This window comes from Paenibacillus sp. UNC217MF, assembly GCF_000686865.1.
Taxonomy (GTDB): domain Bacteria; phylum Bacillota; class Bacilli; order Paenibacillales; family Paenibacillaceae; genus Paenibacillus_B; species Paenibacillus_B suaedae.
Map to the genome: position 1 here is coordinate 199,319 of NZ_KK366030.1, position 18,039 is coordinate 217,357.

Annotated in this window: 18 protein-coding genes and 2 riboswitches; of the genes, 17 read left to right on the forward strand and 1 reads right to left on the reverse strand. The window is 50.6% G+C overall.

The window, feature by feature from the left end; translation table 11 throughout:
• The 11 genes from BP95_RS0127790 to BP95_RS0127840 all read left to right on the forward strand — a co-directional run.
• Positions 1-780 (forward strand): WIAG-tail domain (locus tag BP95_RS0127790; RefSeq protein ID WP_028533767.1); only part of this gene is annotated, 780 nt, incomplete at its 5' end.
• A gap of 204 nt (positions 781-984) precedes the next feature.
• The gene (locus BP95_RS0127795; protein ID WP_231515216.1) at positions 985-1,815 is read left to right on the forward strand and encodes a glycosyltransferase family 2 protein; all 831 of its coding nucleotides are present in this window, start codon (positions 985-987) and stop codon (positions 1,813-1,815) included.
• A 195-nt stretch (positions 1,816-2,010) separates the two neighbouring features.
• Positions 2,011-3,000 (forward strand): glycosyltransferase family 2 protein, encoded by a 990-nt coding sequence (locus BP95_RS31555; protein WP_021252381.1) that lies wholly within the window; start codon positions 2,011-2,013, stop codon positions 2,998-3,000.
• Between the two features lie 122 nt (positions 3,001-3,122).
• Positions 3,123-3,854, forward strand: coding sequence for a sugar phosphate nucleotidyltransferase (locus BP95_RS0127805; protein WP_028533769.1), 732 nt, complete (start codon positions 3,123-3,125; stop codon positions 3,852-3,854).
• Positions 3,851-4,843, forward strand: coding sequence for a dTDP-glucose 4,6-dehydratase (gene rfbB / locus BP95_RS0127810; RefSeq protein WP_028533770.1), 993 nt, complete (start codon positions 3,851-3,853; stop codon positions 4,841-4,843). The genes BP95_RS0127805 and rfbB overlap by 4 nt, the downstream gene beginning before the upstream one ends.
• 65 nt (positions 4,844-4,908) lie before the next feature.
• Complete coding sequence (locus BP95_RS31560; protein WP_231515217.1) at positions 4,909-6,018, forward strand: GT-D fold domain-containing protein; 1,110 nt, start codon at positions 4,909-4,911, stop codon at positions 6,016-6,018.
• A gap of 62 nt (positions 6,019-6,080) precedes the next feature.
• Positions 6,081-7,463, forward strand: a complete 1,383-nt coding sequence (locus BP95_RS0127820) for a glycosyltransferase family 2 protein (RefSeq protein WP_028533772.1) — start codon at positions 6,081-6,083, stop codon at positions 7,461-7,463.
• Between the two features lie 47 nt (positions 7,464-7,510).
• Positions 7,511-7,798, forward strand: a complete 288-nt coding sequence (locus BP95_RS0127825; protein WP_021252376.1) for a hypothetical protein — start codon at positions 7,511-7,513, stop codon at positions 7,796-7,798.
• A gap of 23 nt (positions 7,799-7,821) precedes the next feature.
• Entirely contained in the window at positions 7,822-8,166 is a 345-nt protein-coding gene (locus BP95_RS0127830; RefSeq protein WP_021252375.1) for an alpha-helical endospore appendage domain-containing protein, read from the forward strand.
• Entirely contained in the window at positions 8,166-8,471 is a 306-nt protein-coding gene (locus BP95_RS0127835; RefSeq protein ID WP_021259107.1) for a hypothetical protein, read from the forward strand. Before BP95_RS0127830 ends, BP95_RS0127835 begins: the two co-directional genes overlap by 1 nt.
• Positions 8,464-8,763 carry a hypothetical protein gene (locus tag BP95_RS0127840; RefSeq protein WP_028533773.1) on the forward strand — a complete coding sequence of 100 codons (300 nt, stop codon included), beginning with the start codon at positions 8,464-8,466 and terminating at the stop codon, positions 8,761-8,763. The genes BP95_RS0127835 and BP95_RS0127840 overlap by 8 nt, the downstream gene beginning before the upstream one ends.
• 193 nt (positions 8,764-8,956) lie before the next feature.
• Here BP95_RS0127840 and BP95_RS0127845 read toward each other — a convergent pair whose 3' ends face one another.
• Entirely contained in the window at positions 8,957-9,349 is a 393-nt protein-coding gene (locus BP95_RS0127845; protein WP_028533774.1) for a hypothetical protein, read from the reverse strand.
• A 376-nt stretch (positions 9,350-9,725) separates the two neighbouring features.
• A riboswitch (cyclic di-AMP (ydaO/yuaA leader) is annotated at positions 9,726-9,915 on the forward strand.
• A 70-nt stretch (positions 9,916-9,985) separates the two neighbouring features.
• Between BP95_RS0127845 and BP95_RS0127850 the strand changes: the two genes are divergently transcribed.
• From BP95_RS0127850 to BP95_RS0127880, 6 genes are all read left to right on the forward strand, one after another.
• A complete protein-coding gene (locus tag BP95_RS0127850; protein WP_028533775.1) occupies positions 9,986-10,393 on the forward strand; it encodes a hypothetical protein in 408 nt (135 codons plus the stop codon).
• 14 nt (positions 10,394-10,407) lie between these two features.
• Positions 10,408-10,585, forward strand: a riboswitch (cyclic di-AMP (ydaO/yuaA leader).
• A gap of 302 nt (positions 10,586-10,887) precedes the next feature.
• Positions 10,888-10,965 (forward strand): K(+)-transporting ATPase subunit F, encoded by a 78-nt coding sequence (gene kdpF / locus BP95_RS34670; RefSeq protein ID WP_227775128.1) that lies wholly within the window; start codon positions 10,888-10,890, stop codon positions 10,963-10,965.
• Between the two features lie 54 nt (positions 10,966-11,019).
• Positions 11,020-12,699, forward strand: a complete 1,680-nt coding sequence (kdpA, locus tag BP95_RS0127865) for a potassium-transporting ATPase subunit KdpA (protein WP_090513570.1) — start codon at positions 11,020-11,022, stop codon at positions 12,697-12,699.
• 94 nt (positions 12,700-12,793) lie between these two features.
• Positions 12,794-14,803 carry a potassium-transporting ATPase subunit KdpB gene (kdpB, locus tag BP95_RS0127870; protein ID WP_227775126.1) on the forward strand — a complete coding sequence of 670 codons (2,010 nt, stop codon included), beginning with the start codon at positions 12,794-12,796 and terminating at the stop codon, positions 14,801-14,803.
• Positions 14,804-14,986: 183 nt separating this feature from the next.
• Positions 14,987-15,571, forward strand: a complete 585-nt coding sequence (kdpC, locus tag BP95_RS0127875; RefSeq protein ID WP_028533778.1) for a potassium-transporting ATPase subunit KdpC — start codon at positions 14,987-14,989, stop codon at positions 15,569-15,571.
• Positions 15,572-15,580: 9 nt separating this feature from the next.
• The gene (locus BP95_RS0127880) at positions 15,581-17,950 is read left to right on the forward strand and encodes a histidine kinase (RefSeq protein WP_028533779.1); all 2,370 of its coding nucleotides are present in this window, start codon (positions 15,581-15,583) and stop codon (positions 17,948-17,950) included.
• The last annotated feature ends 89 nt before the right edge of the window (positions 17,951-18,039 follow it).

Below are 18,039 nucleotides of genomic sequence, written 5' to 3' on the forward strand. Positions count from 1 at the left end.
ATAAGCTCAGAGCATGTGAGCCACGGGGCAATAACAGCGGAGCATGTGAGCCAAGGAGCAATAAGCTCAGAGCACGTGAGCCACGGGGCAATAACATCGGAGCACGTGAGCCAAGGAGCGATAAGCTCGGAGCATGTGAGTCAAGGGGCAATAACATCGGAGCACGTGAGTCAAGGGGCAATAACATCGGAGCACGTGAGCCACGGGGCAATAACATCGGAGCACGTGAGCCAAGGAGCGATAAGCTCGGAGCATGTGAGTCAAGGGGCAATAACATCGGAGCACGTGAGTCAAGGGGCAATAACATCGGAGCACGTGAGCCACGGGGCAATAACATCGGAGCACGTGAGCCAAGGAGCAATAAGCTCGGAGCATGTGAGCCAAGGAGCGATAAGCGCGGAGCACGTGAGCCAAGGAGCAATAACATCGGAGCACGTGAGCCACGGGGCAATAACATCGGAGCACGTAGGCCTTGGGGCAATAACGCCAGAACATTGTACGTTCTCGTCTATTCGTACTACATCGACGAGAACCTCTGCACTGCAGCAATTCGGGATGTCGTCTTTCGCTTTCCGTGAACTAGACGAGAAGATTGAGTTAACGATACAGTTCGAAGAATCCTATCCGCATGAAAACTATGTTTTCGTCGCAATGACCAATCATCCTTCTTGTTATGCAGTTCTGAAGTCGCAGTTCACGGATCATGTCGTCATTGAAATTATCCGTACACGCATTGGTCCGCAGCCGGAAGGATTCGTATCATGGATCGTGATCGGATAGAAAAGGATCACTTCGCGAATGCCGATTCGTGATTATGAGTGACCGTCAGCGTCAACATGGCTGCTGGCGGTTATTCACCCACATATTTCAGCCGTTTATCCCCGCTAATCCCTCGTGTATGTACAGATGCCGTTACAACTTATCAGGTAGGCACATACAATGTGGTGGTTACACAGGCATAACTGTCCTAGGGGGTGAAGCGAATTGCGGAGAGTGAAACTGCGTCGGCGTCGGATCCGTTCTACAAAAAAGCGTAAACGGAGAATGCGCAGATGGAGTCCCAAGCTAAAAATACCTGCACATTCTTATCCGGTCTTATCTGTGATCATTCCTGTCTTAAATGAACGCCGCACGCTGTCAAAAGTCATTGAACAGGCTGCCCGAGTCCATCCAAGGACAGAAGTTATCGTGGTATCTAACGGCAGTACAGACGGATCAGATCGGATTGCTGAGTCAATGGGAGCCCGGGTGCTCCGATATGATCAGCCATTAGGGCATGACATAGGTCGAACCGTCGGGGCACAGGCAGCTCGGGGGAATATTTTATTATTCTTGGATGGCGATATGGTGATCGCATCCTCGAAGCTCAGACCTTATATACGGAAGGTTGAAGAAGGCAAAGACATTGTACTTAATGACTATTCAGGACCTGTGAATCGCCACGAAGTGCATCAGGTCGTCTTGGCCAAGCATGCGCTTAACGCGCTGCTATCACGTCCTGACTTGAAGGGAGCATCAATGACAGCGGTGCCCCACGTCATTAGCCGTCGGGGATTGGAAGTTATCGGAGCGGATGCGTTGTCCGTACCGCCGCTCGCACAGGCCATGGCCATCAACAAAGGGCTCGCTGTCACGACCGCTCCTTCCATCGATGTAGGGAAATTGAACCGAATTCGCACCAAAGGGCACATAGCGGATCCATTAGAACAGCTCATCAATGACGATCATATGCGGGCAGTTTGCTGGCTGCTCGAACAGGCTGGAGATCGTGGTGGACATACTGACTTGACTAGACAACGATGGCGGGTGAATTAAGTGAAACTAAGGAGAAAGCGACAACGGCGCATCAAGATACGGCGTAGAACCCGGCAAGTATTCAGCGTGGCCAGTCGGCGGCGACGCAAAAAAATCCGCCAGCGGAAATCCCAACGGAGGACGAGGAGGAAGCCTCACCCAATTGCTCCGAAGGTTAGCATCACGGCTGTTCCCCGCGTCCCACGGGAAATGTGCATGGAGGCCTCAAGGGCTGGACAGGTGCAAGGCATCGAATACGCTATGCAACAAGAAGTGTCGACAGAAGTCCCGCGTCCAATCGTCAAGAATGAGATGCAGAGGCGGTTTGCATCGTTTATGGAGCCTTATCGCCCCATCCTGCGGCACTTTGAGTGGATAAGGGCTATGGCTGAATCGTTCCGAGACGGGTTCGTACAGAGTCGTTTCCCTCAGGCTGCAGATGCGGTGCTTGTGCCGACAACGAAGCGTGTAGACGTCGTGCTCAGCGCATGCAATGAGGAGAGAAGCATTGGAGCTGTTCTGCAGCAATTGCAGCAATTGTCGCTAAATGCTCTCTTTGTCATCATCAATGGTTCCAAAGACGGTACGCTGCAGGTCGCCAAAGAGCAGGCCCAGGAGGCAACCATTGTTCATTATACCGATCCGCTAGGGCACGATATAGGCCGCTCAATAGGGGCAAGGCTGTCGGACGCTGATATTGTATTGTTTATGGATGGGGACTTTCCAGTACCTGCTGATAATTTGGCTCCGTTCATATGGGCAATTGAGACGGGGGTCGATGTTGCACTGAATAATATTACTCCATTACTTCATCATTTCGGACAGCAGGATGGAATTACGCACTGCAAGCAATGGCTCAATCGCTGCTTGGGGAGAGAAGATCTGTATGCGAACTCAATGACAGCAGTTCCGCATGCCCTTAGCCGCCATGCCATCGAGACGGTGGGTGAAGAGGCGCTCTGTGTTCCACCTAAGGCGCAGGCACTTGCTATCGTACGGGGGCTCCATGTTCAGGCCGTACAGGTCGTGGACGTCATTCATAATAACCGAATTAGACAAACGAATGTCGGAGCAAGCAATCCGGTTGCCACATTAATTCTTGGCGATCACATGGAAGCCTTCCAGGCGCTAATGATGGAGAGGGATACAGTTCAAACAGACAACGTGGAGCGAGAGCGCATTGCAAGGGGAAGAAATGTTGGTTGAAGAAATCATATCCGTATCCACACACCAGTATGATCATTTCAACATATAATGCGCGCAAGTAACGGATAAATGTGCGAGATCAAGTATCGAACGCATATGTTCATGTAGGGAGGATGTACGTCATGAAGGGCATCATATTGGCTGGGGGGACTGGAACCCGTCTCTATCCACTGACCAAGCTAATGAATAAGCACTTAATACCTGTAGGCAAACATCCTATGGTTAGCTATGGGATAGAACGATTGCGCTCAGCGGGCATAACCGACATTTTCATGGTGATTGGTAAAATGTCTGCTTCGTTGTATACCGAGTATTACGGCAGCGGCCAGTCTATGGGGGTGCGCATAACGTATGCAATTCAGGAGGAAGCAGGGGGCATCGCGCAGGCGCTGTCGTTGGCAGAGCCCTATTTGACGCGGGATGAGAAGTTTGTTGTGTTGCTGGGCGACAACTTATTTTTGGACAATTTAACCCCTTATGTAGAAGCGTTTCATCAACAAGATGCTGGAGAGGCTCGTATTCTGCTCAAAAAAGTCAAGGATCCGCATCGATACGGCGTCCCTAAATTCGATAGAGAGCATCAAGATCGAATAGCATGCATTGTAGAAAAGCCAAAAAGCCCCCCATCATCCTATTGTGTCACAGGCATATACATGTACGATACTCAGGTGTTCGAACATATTCGCGCAATTGAGCCATCCGCGCGAGGGGAACTGGAAATTACCGACGTGAACAACTGCTATGCGCAAGCTGGCAAGCTGCAATACAATACGCTTCAGCAATGGTGGATCGATGCGGGGACATTTGATTCCTTATCAGAGGCTTCGCAGCAATTGTGGGAGGTGCGGTTGTGACGCATTTGCTCGTAACCGGCGGCATGGGATTTATCGGGAGCAACTTTATTTCATATATGCTCTCTCAATATGAGGGATTGCGCATTACGAATTTGGATGCACTCACTTACGCTGGCAACCCAGATAATGTGGGGGATGTTGTAACATCCGGTCGTTATCGTTTTATTAAAGCGGACATTACAGATCAGGCGCGTCTCGAACAGATCTTTGCGGAGACGGCGTATGATGCGGTAGTCCATTTCGCGGCCGAGTCCCATGTTGATCGCAGCATTTCTGATCCAGAGGCATTTGTCCGTACGAATGTATTCGGAACATTTCAGTTGCTTGAGGCTGCGAAGCGTCACCAGATCTCGAAGTTCATTCATGTATCTACGGATGAAGTATATGGATCGCTAGACAAGACAGGTTATTTCACAGAAGAGTCTCCATTGGCGCCGAACAGCCCCTATTCTGCATCGAAAGCGGGATCTGACTTGCTTGTGCGAGCTTATGCACATACGTATGGAATGCCTGTTGTAATTACTCGATGCTCCAATAATTATGGGCCAAGACAGTTCCCAGAGAAGCTTATTCCGACGATTATCCTGCGTGCATTGCATGATGAACCGATTCCTGTATATGGTGACGGGATGTACGTGCGGGATTGGCTGTATGTTACAGACCATTGTGCGGCAATTGATGCGGCATTGAGAGCGGGCAAGGCAGGGGAAGTCTATAACATTGGCGGGCATAATGAGCGTACGAATATTGACATCGTGAAGATGATTCTTCAAGTGCTGGATAAACCGGAATCACTCATTTCCTTTACCTCAGATCGTCCTGGACACGACAAGCGTTATGCCATCGACCCAGCAAAAAGTGAGCGTGAGTTGGGATGGCGCCCAACCGTCAATCTGGAGCAAGGGATGCAGGATACGATCGATTGGTACTTATTCAACCGAACTTGGTGGGAGAGGGTTCGCACCGGCGCTTATTTAGGCGCACACTGATTCAGGCTTCAGGCATATAGGCTTTGTAGGCAGATAACTGCATGATGATAAGGGAAGGTGAAGGCATGAGTACGACTGTGGGCCGCAAGAGGCCGCTGCTTATTCTAACTACAGCTTCTATTCGTACTCCACGCAAAAGAAAGCGTCGCCCGCTTGGCAAGCGATTGCGAACAAAGAATGGTCGAGCGGGCAGTCTGAGACGCAAAGGGGCGCGAAGAGGGTTATGGAAAAAGGGGGTTCTGAGATCGAGGCTATCGAAGCTATCGAAGCAGTCGAGGCTGCCGAAGCTAGGAAAAAGCGACCCTGTTATTCATCAATTCATTCCGACCATCCCCAATCTGGAGGATGAGAAGCGGCTTAGCTTTGAAGATGGATACCGTCATGGAAGGTATGAGGGAGGCGAGTTGATTCTGGCGAATTTATTGCCTGAGAATACGTATCTCCCTGATATATCCGTAGAAGACGTCATCACTGCAGGCTTCGAACAGTTCCGGCATCAGTTGCAGTCGTTCATAGAACCGGAGGCAGTATGCGCAGAGCTTCATAAGGCGCTGGAAGAGCGAAGACCGATGTCCCTTGTCCGACTTGGTGATGGAGAGATGTTCGCCTTGGCACATGATAAAGTCGTTTCGACTGAACTCGTGCGGAGACATGGCGATTTCCTGGCCTATGCAGGACTTGAAATTCCTGATCATAATTGTCGGGAACAATTGGCTGAAGCTGTGCGCAAAGCGTCATTTGTCGGTGTACCTACCTTCCGTTCTCCGAATTTCCATGGCCTCCTCTTGCCGGTGCTTCGTGCACATGGCTTACACATGGGTGATATGAGGCTGACCGTTTCGACAGTGAATTACGCTATTGCATTGCAGGGACACCTTTATGGCTTGCTTAGAAGGCGCCGCGTATTGACTGTGGGCAATGCCGCCGTGGGATTAGCATCCATGTTGAGGAAGCGAGGAATTACAGTAACCGGTACAATTGCTCCTGTTCGGGGGACAACGGATATCCCACGCATTCTAGATGAGGTGTCCCGATATGAATTTGATATCGCTTTGGTAGCGGCAGGAATTCCAGCGGTCATCCTGGCACAGCAAATAGCAGAGCGATACAACAAAGTGGCCATTGATTTCGGCCATTTAGCGAATAAGATCGCGGATGGAGTCATTGCAATATGAAGTTGAGATTGGATTCGGTAGTGTGAACTTGCATTAAGGGGAAGGGGAGGTGTGACACGTTTATGACTCGACATCGTCGGCCGGTACTGCAGAAGACGCGGAGGGCAGGAGCTCGAACATCAAACAGCACACACCAGCTATCAGGGAAGGGCAAGGGTGACCGGAGGCAAGACCGATTCGATCATGGTTATTCGTTAGGTTATGTCAGAGGCTTTCAGGCAGGTCAAGAACGGTATGGCACCCCATTCGACGGAACGAGCATCATTTTACCTGTTTATAATCAACGGAATCAGTTGGAGCAGTGCTTGGACAGTATTTTCTCGAATACGGACAGACCGATCGAAGTGATCGTTGTTGATGATGCCTCCACCGATGATACGCTGGCCTATCTGCAAAGGCTTAGCGGACAGATTAGATATCACAGCCATGAGACCAATCGAGGTCTGGCAAGTGCAATCAATACTGGATTGATGATGTCCAAAGGCAGCACGATATGCATATTGAACAGTGATACGCTCGTAACGCCGAAGTGGTTGTCCGGTATGCTGAATTGCTTACACAGCAACATAGAATTTGGTATGGTTGGATCAGTGTCGAACCGTGTTGACGGCGAACAGCAGATACCTGTGCCTTACGAACATGTCCAAGATATGTATGACTTTGCTGCTGAATATAATATCCCAGATGCAAGCCGGTGGCATAGCACAGATCGTTTGTTCCATGTGTGCCGCCTTATGCGCCGCAGCACATTTGAAGCGAATGGATACTTTGATGAGCGATTTGAGAATAGCGGATTTGCAGATGAAGATTATCATTTGCGCATGCGGCTGCTAGGGCTCAAGCTTATCGTATCGAGGGACGTATTTATCCATCGCTCGTTCCAAGCAAGCCTGCAGGAGCAGGGCGGTCACACTCAATCTAGTCAGGATAAGCATGCGGCTTTCTTTCAAGAGAAGTGGGGCAATGCTTATGATTGGCTTCAGCGTATTCGTACGCAGCATGGGATGCTTGCGGGCCGGCAATGTCAGGCATTTTATCCGTCTCAGGTGGCAGTTACTGGACTAAACGATGCAAATTATTGGATTGAAAATGGGGCAAAACGTCCTGTTCAAGGGGAGTTGCGTATCCCGATTGTAAGGGTAAGTCAGCTTGAATTGCGAGGCTGGCCAACAGGAGTACCAATTGAGGCTGCTGCGGTTGCGGAGAAATGGAGTAAACAGCATGCAACAGAGGGAAAGATTCCTGACGGTGCTGTATTTAAAACGGAACTAGGAAAGTATTATCGTCGTGAGGGTGAAGCATGCAGAGAGCTTGTTAGTGATCATGCGCTGAACCGCTGGGGATTCGCTGATAAGGTAGCAATCCGTACGGAACAAGAGAGAAGCAACCTTACGGAACAGTTGCCAATTATGGCGCACCCGGTCATTCATTCCTATCACATTTGAGGAATTGAAGAGTGGAAGTTAGGCCTTGTGCTTGGGAGGGGAGAATATTGCAACATTTCATCACGGACATGATTGGTCAAATGTCATATACACAGCGGCATATGGCGCGCGTGCTTGACGCAGAGCGGCAAGTAGCGGTTCGCATGGCGCAAATCGTGCATGCACTGCCGGATGTTGACCCTCAATTCGGGGGGGAGAACGATTATAAGGAATACTCCCAGGCATTAACGAAAAGTATCGTAGCTTATCTGAACGGAATCGCCGAGCTAGAGGAAGCGATGGCGGAACAGCTGCAGCATGTGTTGAAGGAGATTTCGGATGATACAGAGGAATAATGCGCATGCAAGGGGGGATCTGCATGAATAGAGAACAGTCCTATCACGTCATTCTGGAGGCTATGGCCAAGATGCAGGGCAATGTAGCGAAGATCCTAGAAGCTAAAGCAGTAGAGGCCGAGAAGATGCGCAACTGGACGTTGAATCATATGACAGAGCATTCGTTCACGAATCATCGGGAACAGATTGTCGAACCTCTTGACGTGCATGCGCAAGTGGTTGAAGTAATCGAGAGTTTGACGAAGCTGCAAGTCAGTCTGTCCCACAATATGAAGGTACTGCTCCGGCGTGAGGAATCCGAGGGTTACGGGGATAGCCTCGGAGGGGGCATGTTGAATGGGGAGTTCGGAATAGGAGACAAAATGTAATGGCTGCAGCGCACGAGGAGCAGCAGGTGCAGATTGAAATGATCAAGGCTATTGTGCAGAGCCAATCCGCATTGGCACGTATGTTGAATCAAATGGCTGACCTCACAGCACATTCAGAAGCTGCAACGAAATTGCTCAAGGACAATATTCGTCTGTTGTCCATGTATCAGCTTGCACTATGCGGCATGGTCACAGGTTTTCAGACCCGTATTCGCAAGACAGGCACAGCTGCGCCTCCATGGCTGCATCCGGATTGTCAATTCGAGGAGATGAGAGTGGAGGAGGGAGAAGTTGCAAGTGAATAAGCTGAAGCGAGCACGGAGATCCCGGCGGCAAATAGGACAGCAGAAGTTGGTTAGCGGCATTGGATCAACGGGAAGCGTAAGGAAAGCGGGCAAGCAGGTTCCGCAACGGAAATCGCAACGCCGTCTTCAGGTTGTGAAGCAGCCCGATCGTCGGCGTACAACGAAGCAATTTGCCTCAACACATTCGACTCATCATCGCATTCAGCATCCTGCATATCAAGATGGATATCGGGTGGGGTATGCGAAAGGATATGAAGATGCACATCAACTGTCCTATGCCAATCAAGCATAACGAAGTGAACAGTCTGACACTTGCATGGGCAAGAGGAGGGCTGTTTTTTAATGGCTATCGAGTGATAGGATTCGGGCAAGAAGGAACTTGAACAAGTATCACGTTTGGGTAAACGGGGTAGAACGATGCGCAGTTGTATGCCTGCGCATCGTCAGAAACTTGATTATCGATTACAGCTCTCTATAAATTGGTTTCAAGGGGAGAGACATAGCTTCCTGCTTGAATGTGGCTCCAGTTGTATGACGTCAAGCGTGGTTCCGCCTACCAGGGGTAGATCGAGCCACATGCGCATAACGCTTACTCCCCATGCACGAGGAATGATCGTATCCCACATGATTCCACGCTGCTGCACTTCCCATTGGGAGATCGCCTTGTGAGCTCGTAGACGAGTGCTGCCGCTATAGTTGTGTTCCGTACTGTCGAGTAGCTGTTCACGCGGTTGAAGTCGAATATAAACAAGGTCGGAAGCAAGATGAACGTCCATCTCTTCTGGTTGAAAGATTCTGTCTCCATGCTGCTCGCTCCATTTTCCCCAGTGTTCAGATAGCTTGTGACTTAGTAATTGTGCAAGTTCTAGGTCTTGCATATCGTGCCTCCTCTCGATGAGATGCAATATCTGCCGTGCAGATCGAAATCGATTGCAAGCAGCGTCTCAGTTGTTGTGCGTATCCTACCTTTTGGAATAGAGATTGTAAATAGAATCCAATCCAGGAAATCCAAACAAATGGTCAAACAAAGCGTTTACATACAGGTATTTATTTAAATTTCTTTGTTTTTCTCATGAAATCATCGCCGCATAAGCAAAGTTGAGAAATTGCGAGGTAATGATGCTGTAATGGGAGATAAGATGGGATTAGTTGATCACAATTGCCCGGAAATGGAGAAATTATGGTTTTCATTTCATTTACAGCAGGAGGGGGAAAGGCGTAAGATTCAGTTCAGCAACAACAACGTTATCCGTTGCGTCTCAATCGCTGAATTCCGCAGGAAGCGGAAGCGGGGGAACCAATCAAGTGAATGGAGCTGAGTGGACAGTCAGCAGCCACCGTTCGCATGGGGTGAATCCGGCACAGGATTACTGTCCTGGCTGGTAGGGCGACTCTTCGCGCCCGAATCCGTCAGCTAACCTCGTAAGCGTACGGGAGAGGCGCGCCTGATCATATGGCGACGCACCTCTTTCTTGCAAGTAGGGCTTCGGACAGATGAACAGGAGGAACTGGATATGTACGATGCGGACCGGGTCATTACAGTGTTCGCAGGCTGTGAGACGGGGATTGAATTCATACGTCAGTTGAAAGGAGCAGGATATTCGGTGGCGGGAATTGCCCATAATGGGCGATTGGCAAAGCGATTGGAAGGTATTGGCGTTCATTCCATATGCCGAATCAATACGACGGAGCCGAAGGCGTGGGCCGTCCCTCATGTCCCGATTGGCCGAATCTATGTGTTTGAACAGAGCTTTGCGCTTTCCTGCCGGCTGCTTCAAATATGCCGGCAATGGACGACGGATCCGATCACAATCGTGACGAAGCGTCATCATCCGCAGTCGATCTACCGATTGCTTGGTGCAAATTACGTCATTTATACGCAATCGGATCAAGTTTCATTTTTACTATCAGATATCATCTAATTTATCCATATAGGCAATGCTCACCGCTGAATCCCATTCATGGGAACGGGGGAACCAATGTTAGTGCGCCAGCTGTACATCTGCAGTTCGCGCAAGGGGTGAATCCGGCACAGGAATCCGTTCCTGGCTGGTAGGGCGACTCTTCGCGCCCGAATCCGTCAGCTAACCTCGTAAGCGTCCAAGGAGGCAGCCTTTATTTCGTCGTGGAACATTACGCGCACGTTTATTTGACGACGCGCGAAAAAAGCCACACGGAAAGGGTCCCTCTTTCCGTGTGGCTTTTTGTGTTGCCTGCGCGTTCCTACAGAGCGAGAAGTCTTGGTAGGTCGGGATCGCGGCAGCATTGCCTGGAGAGATGAGAACCTTATTCAGGAGGAGGAAGGGACTATGTTTGATGCAGTCATGATGATTCTTCTCGCACTGCTTGGACTAAGCGTAATGGGCATTCTCCATTGGTGCAAGGCGGAAGTGGATGAACGGGGTGATCGCTCATGATGATCGTGTTATTCACCTTGATTACGGCGCTGTTCATTTATTTGTTATATGCCTTAGTCAAGCCGGAACGATTTTAGTTTGGGCAGAGTGATTGTTGATATTTGTACATTAGAGAAGGGTGGAACGGAACAATGAGTGCAATCGAATGGATCGCCATTGGAATTACCTTATTGCTTGCCTTGGCGATAGCGCGTCCGATCGGAATATATATGGCAGGGGTGTTTGATAATAGCGGAGCTCCAAGACCGTTGGACCTTGTATTTGGTCCGATAGATCGTTTTTTATTTAAGTGTTTCGGCATTAAGGATCAATCGCAAAGCTGGAAGGCATACGCCTTTACAGCAGTTGCCACGAACGTGCTAATGATTGTGGTGACGTATGCAATATTCCGCCTTCAAGGGGTATTGCCGTTGAATCCGAATGGCATTCCTGGCATGGAACCGGGAGTAGCATTCAATACGGCGATCAGCTTCATGGCGAATACGAACTTGCAGCACTATAGCGGTGAAAGTGGACTGTCTCCGCTGTCACAAATGACGGGCATTATTTTCTTGATGTTTACGTCACCTGCTACTGCGCTTGCGGCAGTAATGGCGATTATTCGCGGTTTGACTGGCAAGCCGCTCGGCAACTTCTTGGCAGACCTTGTGCGTTCGATTACGCGCATTTTCCTGCCTATTGCGATCGCTGCCAGTGTACTGTTCATCTGGAATGGGGTTCCGCAATCCTTAAGTCCAATGGAAAGTGCAGTAACCGTTGAAGGAGCAGAGCAGCACATTCCGCTCGGCCCTGTAGGAGCTATGATGTCGATTAAGGAGCTTGGCAACAATGGCGGCGGCCACTTTGGAGCGAACTCCGCACATCCATACGAGAATCCGAACGGTGTGACGAATTTAATTCATATTTTACTCATGCTGATGCTGTGCACGGGGCTGCCGTTTGCCTACAGCCGCATGGTCGGCAACAAGAAGGAAGGGCGAGTGCTGTTCGTCTCCATGGCGATCTTGTTCCTCATTATGCTCGGATCATCGCTTACGGCCGAACATATGGGCAATCCTGTGCTGAACGCAGCAGGATTAAGTGGAACAGGCAGCATGGAAGGGAAGGAAGTGCGCATTGGCGTTGTGCAATCGTCACTGTATTCGGTCGTTACGACTGCATCGGAGACGGGCGGAGTCAATAATATGCATGACACGCTGACACCACTCGGTGGCTTGATCCCGATGGCGAATATGATGCTGAATACCGTATTCGGCGGCGTCGGTGCTGGATTTATGAACGTGCTGCTGTACGTCATGATCGCCGTATTCCTATCCGGTCTCATGGTCGGACGGACACCTGAATTTTTGGGCCGCAAGCTGGAAAGTAAGGAGATGAAACTGCTGGCGGTTACCTTGCTGGTGCATCCGATATTGATTCTAGTACCGACTGCAATTGCAGTTGCTACACAGGCGGACACCCTGTCCAATCCAGGATTCCACGGATTGTCGCAAGCATTATATGAGTTTACATCATCTGCGGCGAACAATGGATCCGGGTTTGAAGGGTTGGGAGATGCAACGCCGTTTTGGAACATTTCCACAGGTATTGTCATGTTCTTAGGGCGCTACGTATCGCTCGTTACGCTCCTTGCCGTAGCAGGATCGATGGCGAAGAAGCAGCCAATTCCGAACACAAGTGGTACGTTCCAGACGAATACGGCGCTGTTCGGTATCGTATTTGTCGGCACAGTACTTATTGTGGGTGCTCTGACGTTCTTCCCGGTAGTCGTGCTCGGTCCGGTCGCAGAACATCTGACGTTGTGGAAATAAGGGGGAACGGAAAATGAAGACGGAAAAACAGATGAAAACACCTGCGCCATTTGAACCGGCGCGTACGCATACACATCAAGACAAGGAACGGAGCATGTTCCAAGGCAGCTTAATGCGGGCAGCATCGATCGATGCGCTGCGGAAGTTCGATCCGCGTCAGATGGTTAAAAACCCGATGATGTTTATTTGCGAGGTTGGCTTCGTTATTACACTGCTGCTTACGTTCGTGCCGGATGCCTTTGGTTCGCCAATGCCACGTTGGTTCAACGGCGCGGTCAGCTTCATCTTATTCATTACGGTTTGGTTCGCGAACTTTGCTGAGGCTCTCGCTGAAGGTCGCGGCAAGGCACAGGCGGATTCGTTGAAGCAGGCGAAGCGGGATTTGTGGGCGAACAAGATAACTGAAGGTGGAACGGTTCGCGTATCCTCATCCGAGCTCCGTAAGGGTGATGTCGTAGTCGTTCGTGAAGGGGAGACGATTCCTGGCGATGGCGAGGTCATCTCCGGATTGGCCTCTGTGGATGAATCAGCGATTACTGGGGAGTCTGCGCCAGTATTGAAAGAAGCAGGCGGGGATTTCTGCTCGGTAACTGCTGGAACGAAGGTAATTAGTGATGAGATTCGTATTCGGATTACAAGCGATCCGGGAGAATCGTTCTTAGATCGAATGATTTCATTAGTTGAAGGCGCGCAGCGCAAGAAGACTCCGAATGAGCTTGCTCTTCATACTGTACTTGTCAGCTTGACGCTTATCTTCTTGGTTGTCGTTGTGACCTTGCCTGTATTCAGTCATTATTTGCAGGTCGAATTGAATGCGGCGGTGCTAATTGCCCTGCTGGTCTGCTTGATTCCTACTACGATTGGGGGGTTGCTGTCCGCGATCGGTATTGCAGGTATGGACCGCGTAACTCGGTTCAATGTCATTGCAACGTCAGGTAAGGCGGTTGAAGCCTGCGGGGATATTCATACAATTATTCTAGATAAGACGGGAACCATTACGTTCGGGAATCGCTTGGCTCATGAACTCATTCCGGTGCAAGGAACGAATGTAAACACATTGTCTCAGTGGGCAGCTGTTGCCTCTCATCATGATGAGACACCTGAAGGTCGCTCTGTCGTGGATTGGGTATCCAAGGCAGGAATTAAGTATGAAGCAGAACTTGCTATACAAGGGGAATTCATCCCGTTCAAAGCGGAAACACGCATGAGCGGTGTTGACCTGAAGGATGGGCGCAGCGTGCGCAAAGGGGCTGTTGATGCGGTGAAACGCTGGGTTATCGCCCAGGGAGGTACCGTTCCGCAGGATTTGGATGCCAATTCAGATGCGATTGCTTCTGCTGGCGGAACGCCGCTGGCTGTGGCCGTCGGACGCGATATTTATGGGCTGATCTACTTGAAGGATACGGTGAAGCCAGGCATGCGGGAACGGTTCGAACAGCTTCGCCGCATGGGCATTCGCACCGTCATGTGTACAGGGGATAATCCACTGACGGCAGCAACCATTGCTCGGGAAGCGGGGGTAGATGATTTCATCGCAGAGAGCAAGCCAGAAGATAAGCTGGCTCTGATTCGCAAGGAGCAGGCGGCAGGGAAGCTGGTAGCAATGACTGGAGACGGTACGAATGATGCTCCGGCACTGGCACAGGCGGATGTCGGCATCGCGATGAACAGCGGCACGGCAGCAGCGAAGGAAGCGGCAAATATGGTCGATCTCGATTCTGATCCGACGAAGGTCATTGAGGTGGTATCGATCGGCAAGCAGCTTCTCATGACGCGTGGCGCATTGACGACATTCAGTATTGCGAACGATGTGGCGAAATACTTTGCTATCATTCCAGCAATGTTCATGATTGCCATTCCGCAGATGTCAGCCCTGAATATTATGGGCTTGCATTCGCCCGTATCGGCCATTTTGTCGGCGCTTATTTTTAATGCCATCATCATTCCGTTATTAATTCCGCTGGCGGTCAAAGGCGTGGCGTATAAGCCGATGTCTTCGGCTAAGCTGCTGCAGCGCAACCTGTTCGTATACGGCTTGGGCGGATTAGTAGCTCCGTTCGTCGGCATTAAGCTGATCGATCTAATTGTGGGCATCTTAGTGTAACCTTGCAACAATTGTAACTGCAAATAGCCGAATAACAACTTTAACTGTAATAGCTGAGTAGCTGTCCCAAATTGTAATTAGCGGCAATAACTGAAATAACGCTAATGGTTGGTATGTAGATAGAGAAAATTGTTGAAATAATCATATCGGGTTCAAGCAAGGAAGAAGAGAGGATGAACGAACATGACAGAGCGTATGAATATTGGTGGAGCGATGGTGCGGACGACAATCGGCTTGCTGCTGCTGTGCGGCCTTGCTTATCCATTTGCGATGACGGGGCTTGCACAGGCGGTAATGCCGAATCAAGCGAACGGCAGCATGGTATACAATGAGAAGGGGCAGTTGCTGGGCTCGAAGTTGATCGGACAGACATTTACAGAACCGCAATATTTCCATGGGCGAATATCTAGCATCGGGAACGATGCTGCTGGCTCTGGTTCGCCGAACTACGCTCCTTCGAATCCAGCGCTTAAAGAGAGAGTTGAGAAGTCAGTTGAGGAATGGGGCAAGGAGAATCCAGATGCGGATGTGAAGCGGATTCCACAGGATTTGCTGACGAACTCTGCCTCGGGACTGGATCCGCACATTACACCGGAGGCGGCACGTGTACAGCTGCCTCGTGTAGCGAAGGCTAGCGGAATCTCGAAGGAACGACTTGAACAGTTGATTACGAAATATACAGAAAGAAGAGACTTGGGAGTATTCGGTCAACAGCGCATCAATGTATTGTTGCTGAACCTGGAAGTACAGCACGAAATGAAAGGTTAGGTGTCGGCTGTGAATGAAGGGGATGAGTACCGTAGGCAATCGCCGGAAATGATATTGCGAATGCTTGAGCAGATGAAGCGGGGAAGGCTGCGGATTCTTATGGCTGTTGCCAGTGGGGCGGGCAAGACGACACAGCTGCTGCTGGAAGGGGTGAATTGTACCAAGCAAGGGCTGGATGTGGTGTACGGCACAGTGCTGCCGACGCAGGAAATATGGAATGAGGCTGGGCTGCACGTTGGCATTGATTCTTCCCCCATTCAAGCCATTCCGATGATCGCATGGCAGAGGGATGGACAGGATCGTTACGACATCGATGTGGAGGCCATTACAGTTCGGATGCCGGATGTGGTGCTTATTGATGGACTTGCTCATCGTAATCGACCGGAAGCCTTACGTTCAACGAGGCTGGAAGACGTAAGAGAATTGTTGAAACGGGGCATGAACGTAATTGCGACGATGAATGCTTATGAAGAGGAAAGTGTTCAAGCTGCGGCAAAGAAAATGACCGGCGTCGTCAGCGAATGGACGATACCAAGTGAGGCACTGAAGGAGGCAGACGAAGTCCGCCTCCTTGATGTGTCTGCAGAGTCTTTAATGGAGCGTAGAATGCAGGGGCAGTTCAGTCGAGCTAAGCATTCGCGGAAGCATCGAGAGGAAGAGCGAAGCCGTATAAGTATATTGCGCGAGCTCGCGCTCCGCACGATGGCGGAGCATGTCAACGGCTCACTTGAGCAGCATCGGAATGAGATGGGCCTTACAGGCCCTTCGGGAGCTTCCGAACGGATTCTTGTTCTTGCACAATACGGCTGGAATGGATCGATTCATATTCGAAGAGGGCAGCAAATTGCGAAGCGGCTTAACGGTGAACTGTATATTGTGACCTTTGTTCAGCCAGATATGGAATTGACGACGGAGCAGGCTGCATTCCGCCGCTCGCTGAAGAAGATGGCGATGAAGACGGAAGCGGTATGGGAGGAGATTGCTTCCCGATCGCGCCGCGATATGGCATCTGCACTGGCTGAATATGCGAAGATGCATGGGATAACCCGCTTCGTACTCGGCCATTCTCGTCAGACGCGGTGGCAGGAGCTGTTGAAAGGTTCGCTGATTGGAGCTCTGCTGAAACGTATCGAGATGACGGACTTGTTCCTCATTGCCGATCACTCGATTGCAGAAGGGGAGCGGATACTGCCTGCCCGCCTATCCGGCGCAGCTGAGGCTGAGACGCCATTTAAGCGGGTGACGGAACAGCGGGTTCAAGAGAAGGCAGCCGGACTAAAGCGAGGGAAGCTGAAAGTGATTATTGGTGCGGCACCCGGGGTAGGGAAAACCTATCATATGCTTCAGGAAGGCAACCGCTTGCGGGAGCAGGGCGTTGACGTCGTCATTGGCTTGCTGGAAACGCACGGGAGAGCGGAGACAGCCGGTCAAGTAGGAGGGCTTCCGGTTATTCCTCGCAAGCGCATTGCGTATAATGGCAAGATGCTGGAGGAGATGGATACGGAGGAGCTGCTCCGCATTCATGCAGAGGTTGTACTTGTCGATGAGCTGGCGCATACGAATGTGCCGGGAAGTATTCGAGCCAAGCGATATGAAGATGTCTTATGTTTGCTTGAGGCGGGGATATCCGTTGTGACGACGGTCAATGTCCAGCATATTGAAAGCTTGAATGATGCAGTAGAGCATGTAACAGGAGTGCGCGTGCGTGAGACAGTTCCGGATATCGTGCTTCGGCAGGCGCGGGAGATTCAATTGATTGATGTAACGCCGCAGACGATCCAGGAACGAATGCGCGCTGGGTTGATCTACAAGGCGGATAAGGTAGATCAAGCCTTATCGAATTTCTTCCGTACGCCGAATCTGATTGGCCTGCGGGAGCTTGCACTGCGCGAGGTTGCTGACGATGTGGATGAGCGATTGGAGTCATGGGAACGAAGAGCACTGTTCCGTGGACCGTGGCGGAGGCAGGAAGTGATATTCGTATGTATCGACTCTGACGTGCGGCCCGAGAGATTGGTGCGCCATGGCTTCCGCATTGCCCATCGCTTGAAGGCACCTATGCATGTGGTACATCTGCCTATTGCTCCATGGAGAAGAAGAGGAAAGACGGCAGATATGGAGAAGGAGATGGCCGCTGTGCAGGCATTGACCGAACGGCTTGGCGGTACGTACCAAGAATATGAGGCAGTTGCACGCATAAGATGGGCCAGTACGGCTGTGTATGTAGCAGATCAACTGCGGGCAAGCCAAATCATCGTAGGGATGCCGAGTCGTGTACGCCGCTTGGGCAGGTTAGGAGCTATGAAGGCGTTGGTGCGTCATGCGAGGCATATGGATGTGCTAGTTCTCTCTGAATGGGAGGACTTGCGAGTGCGATAACCTATTATCTATCCCTCTATTTATCTATTTTTATATCAATGTCATGAATCATAGCCTTGCCGGGCTATGATTTTTTTGTTCACAAATTA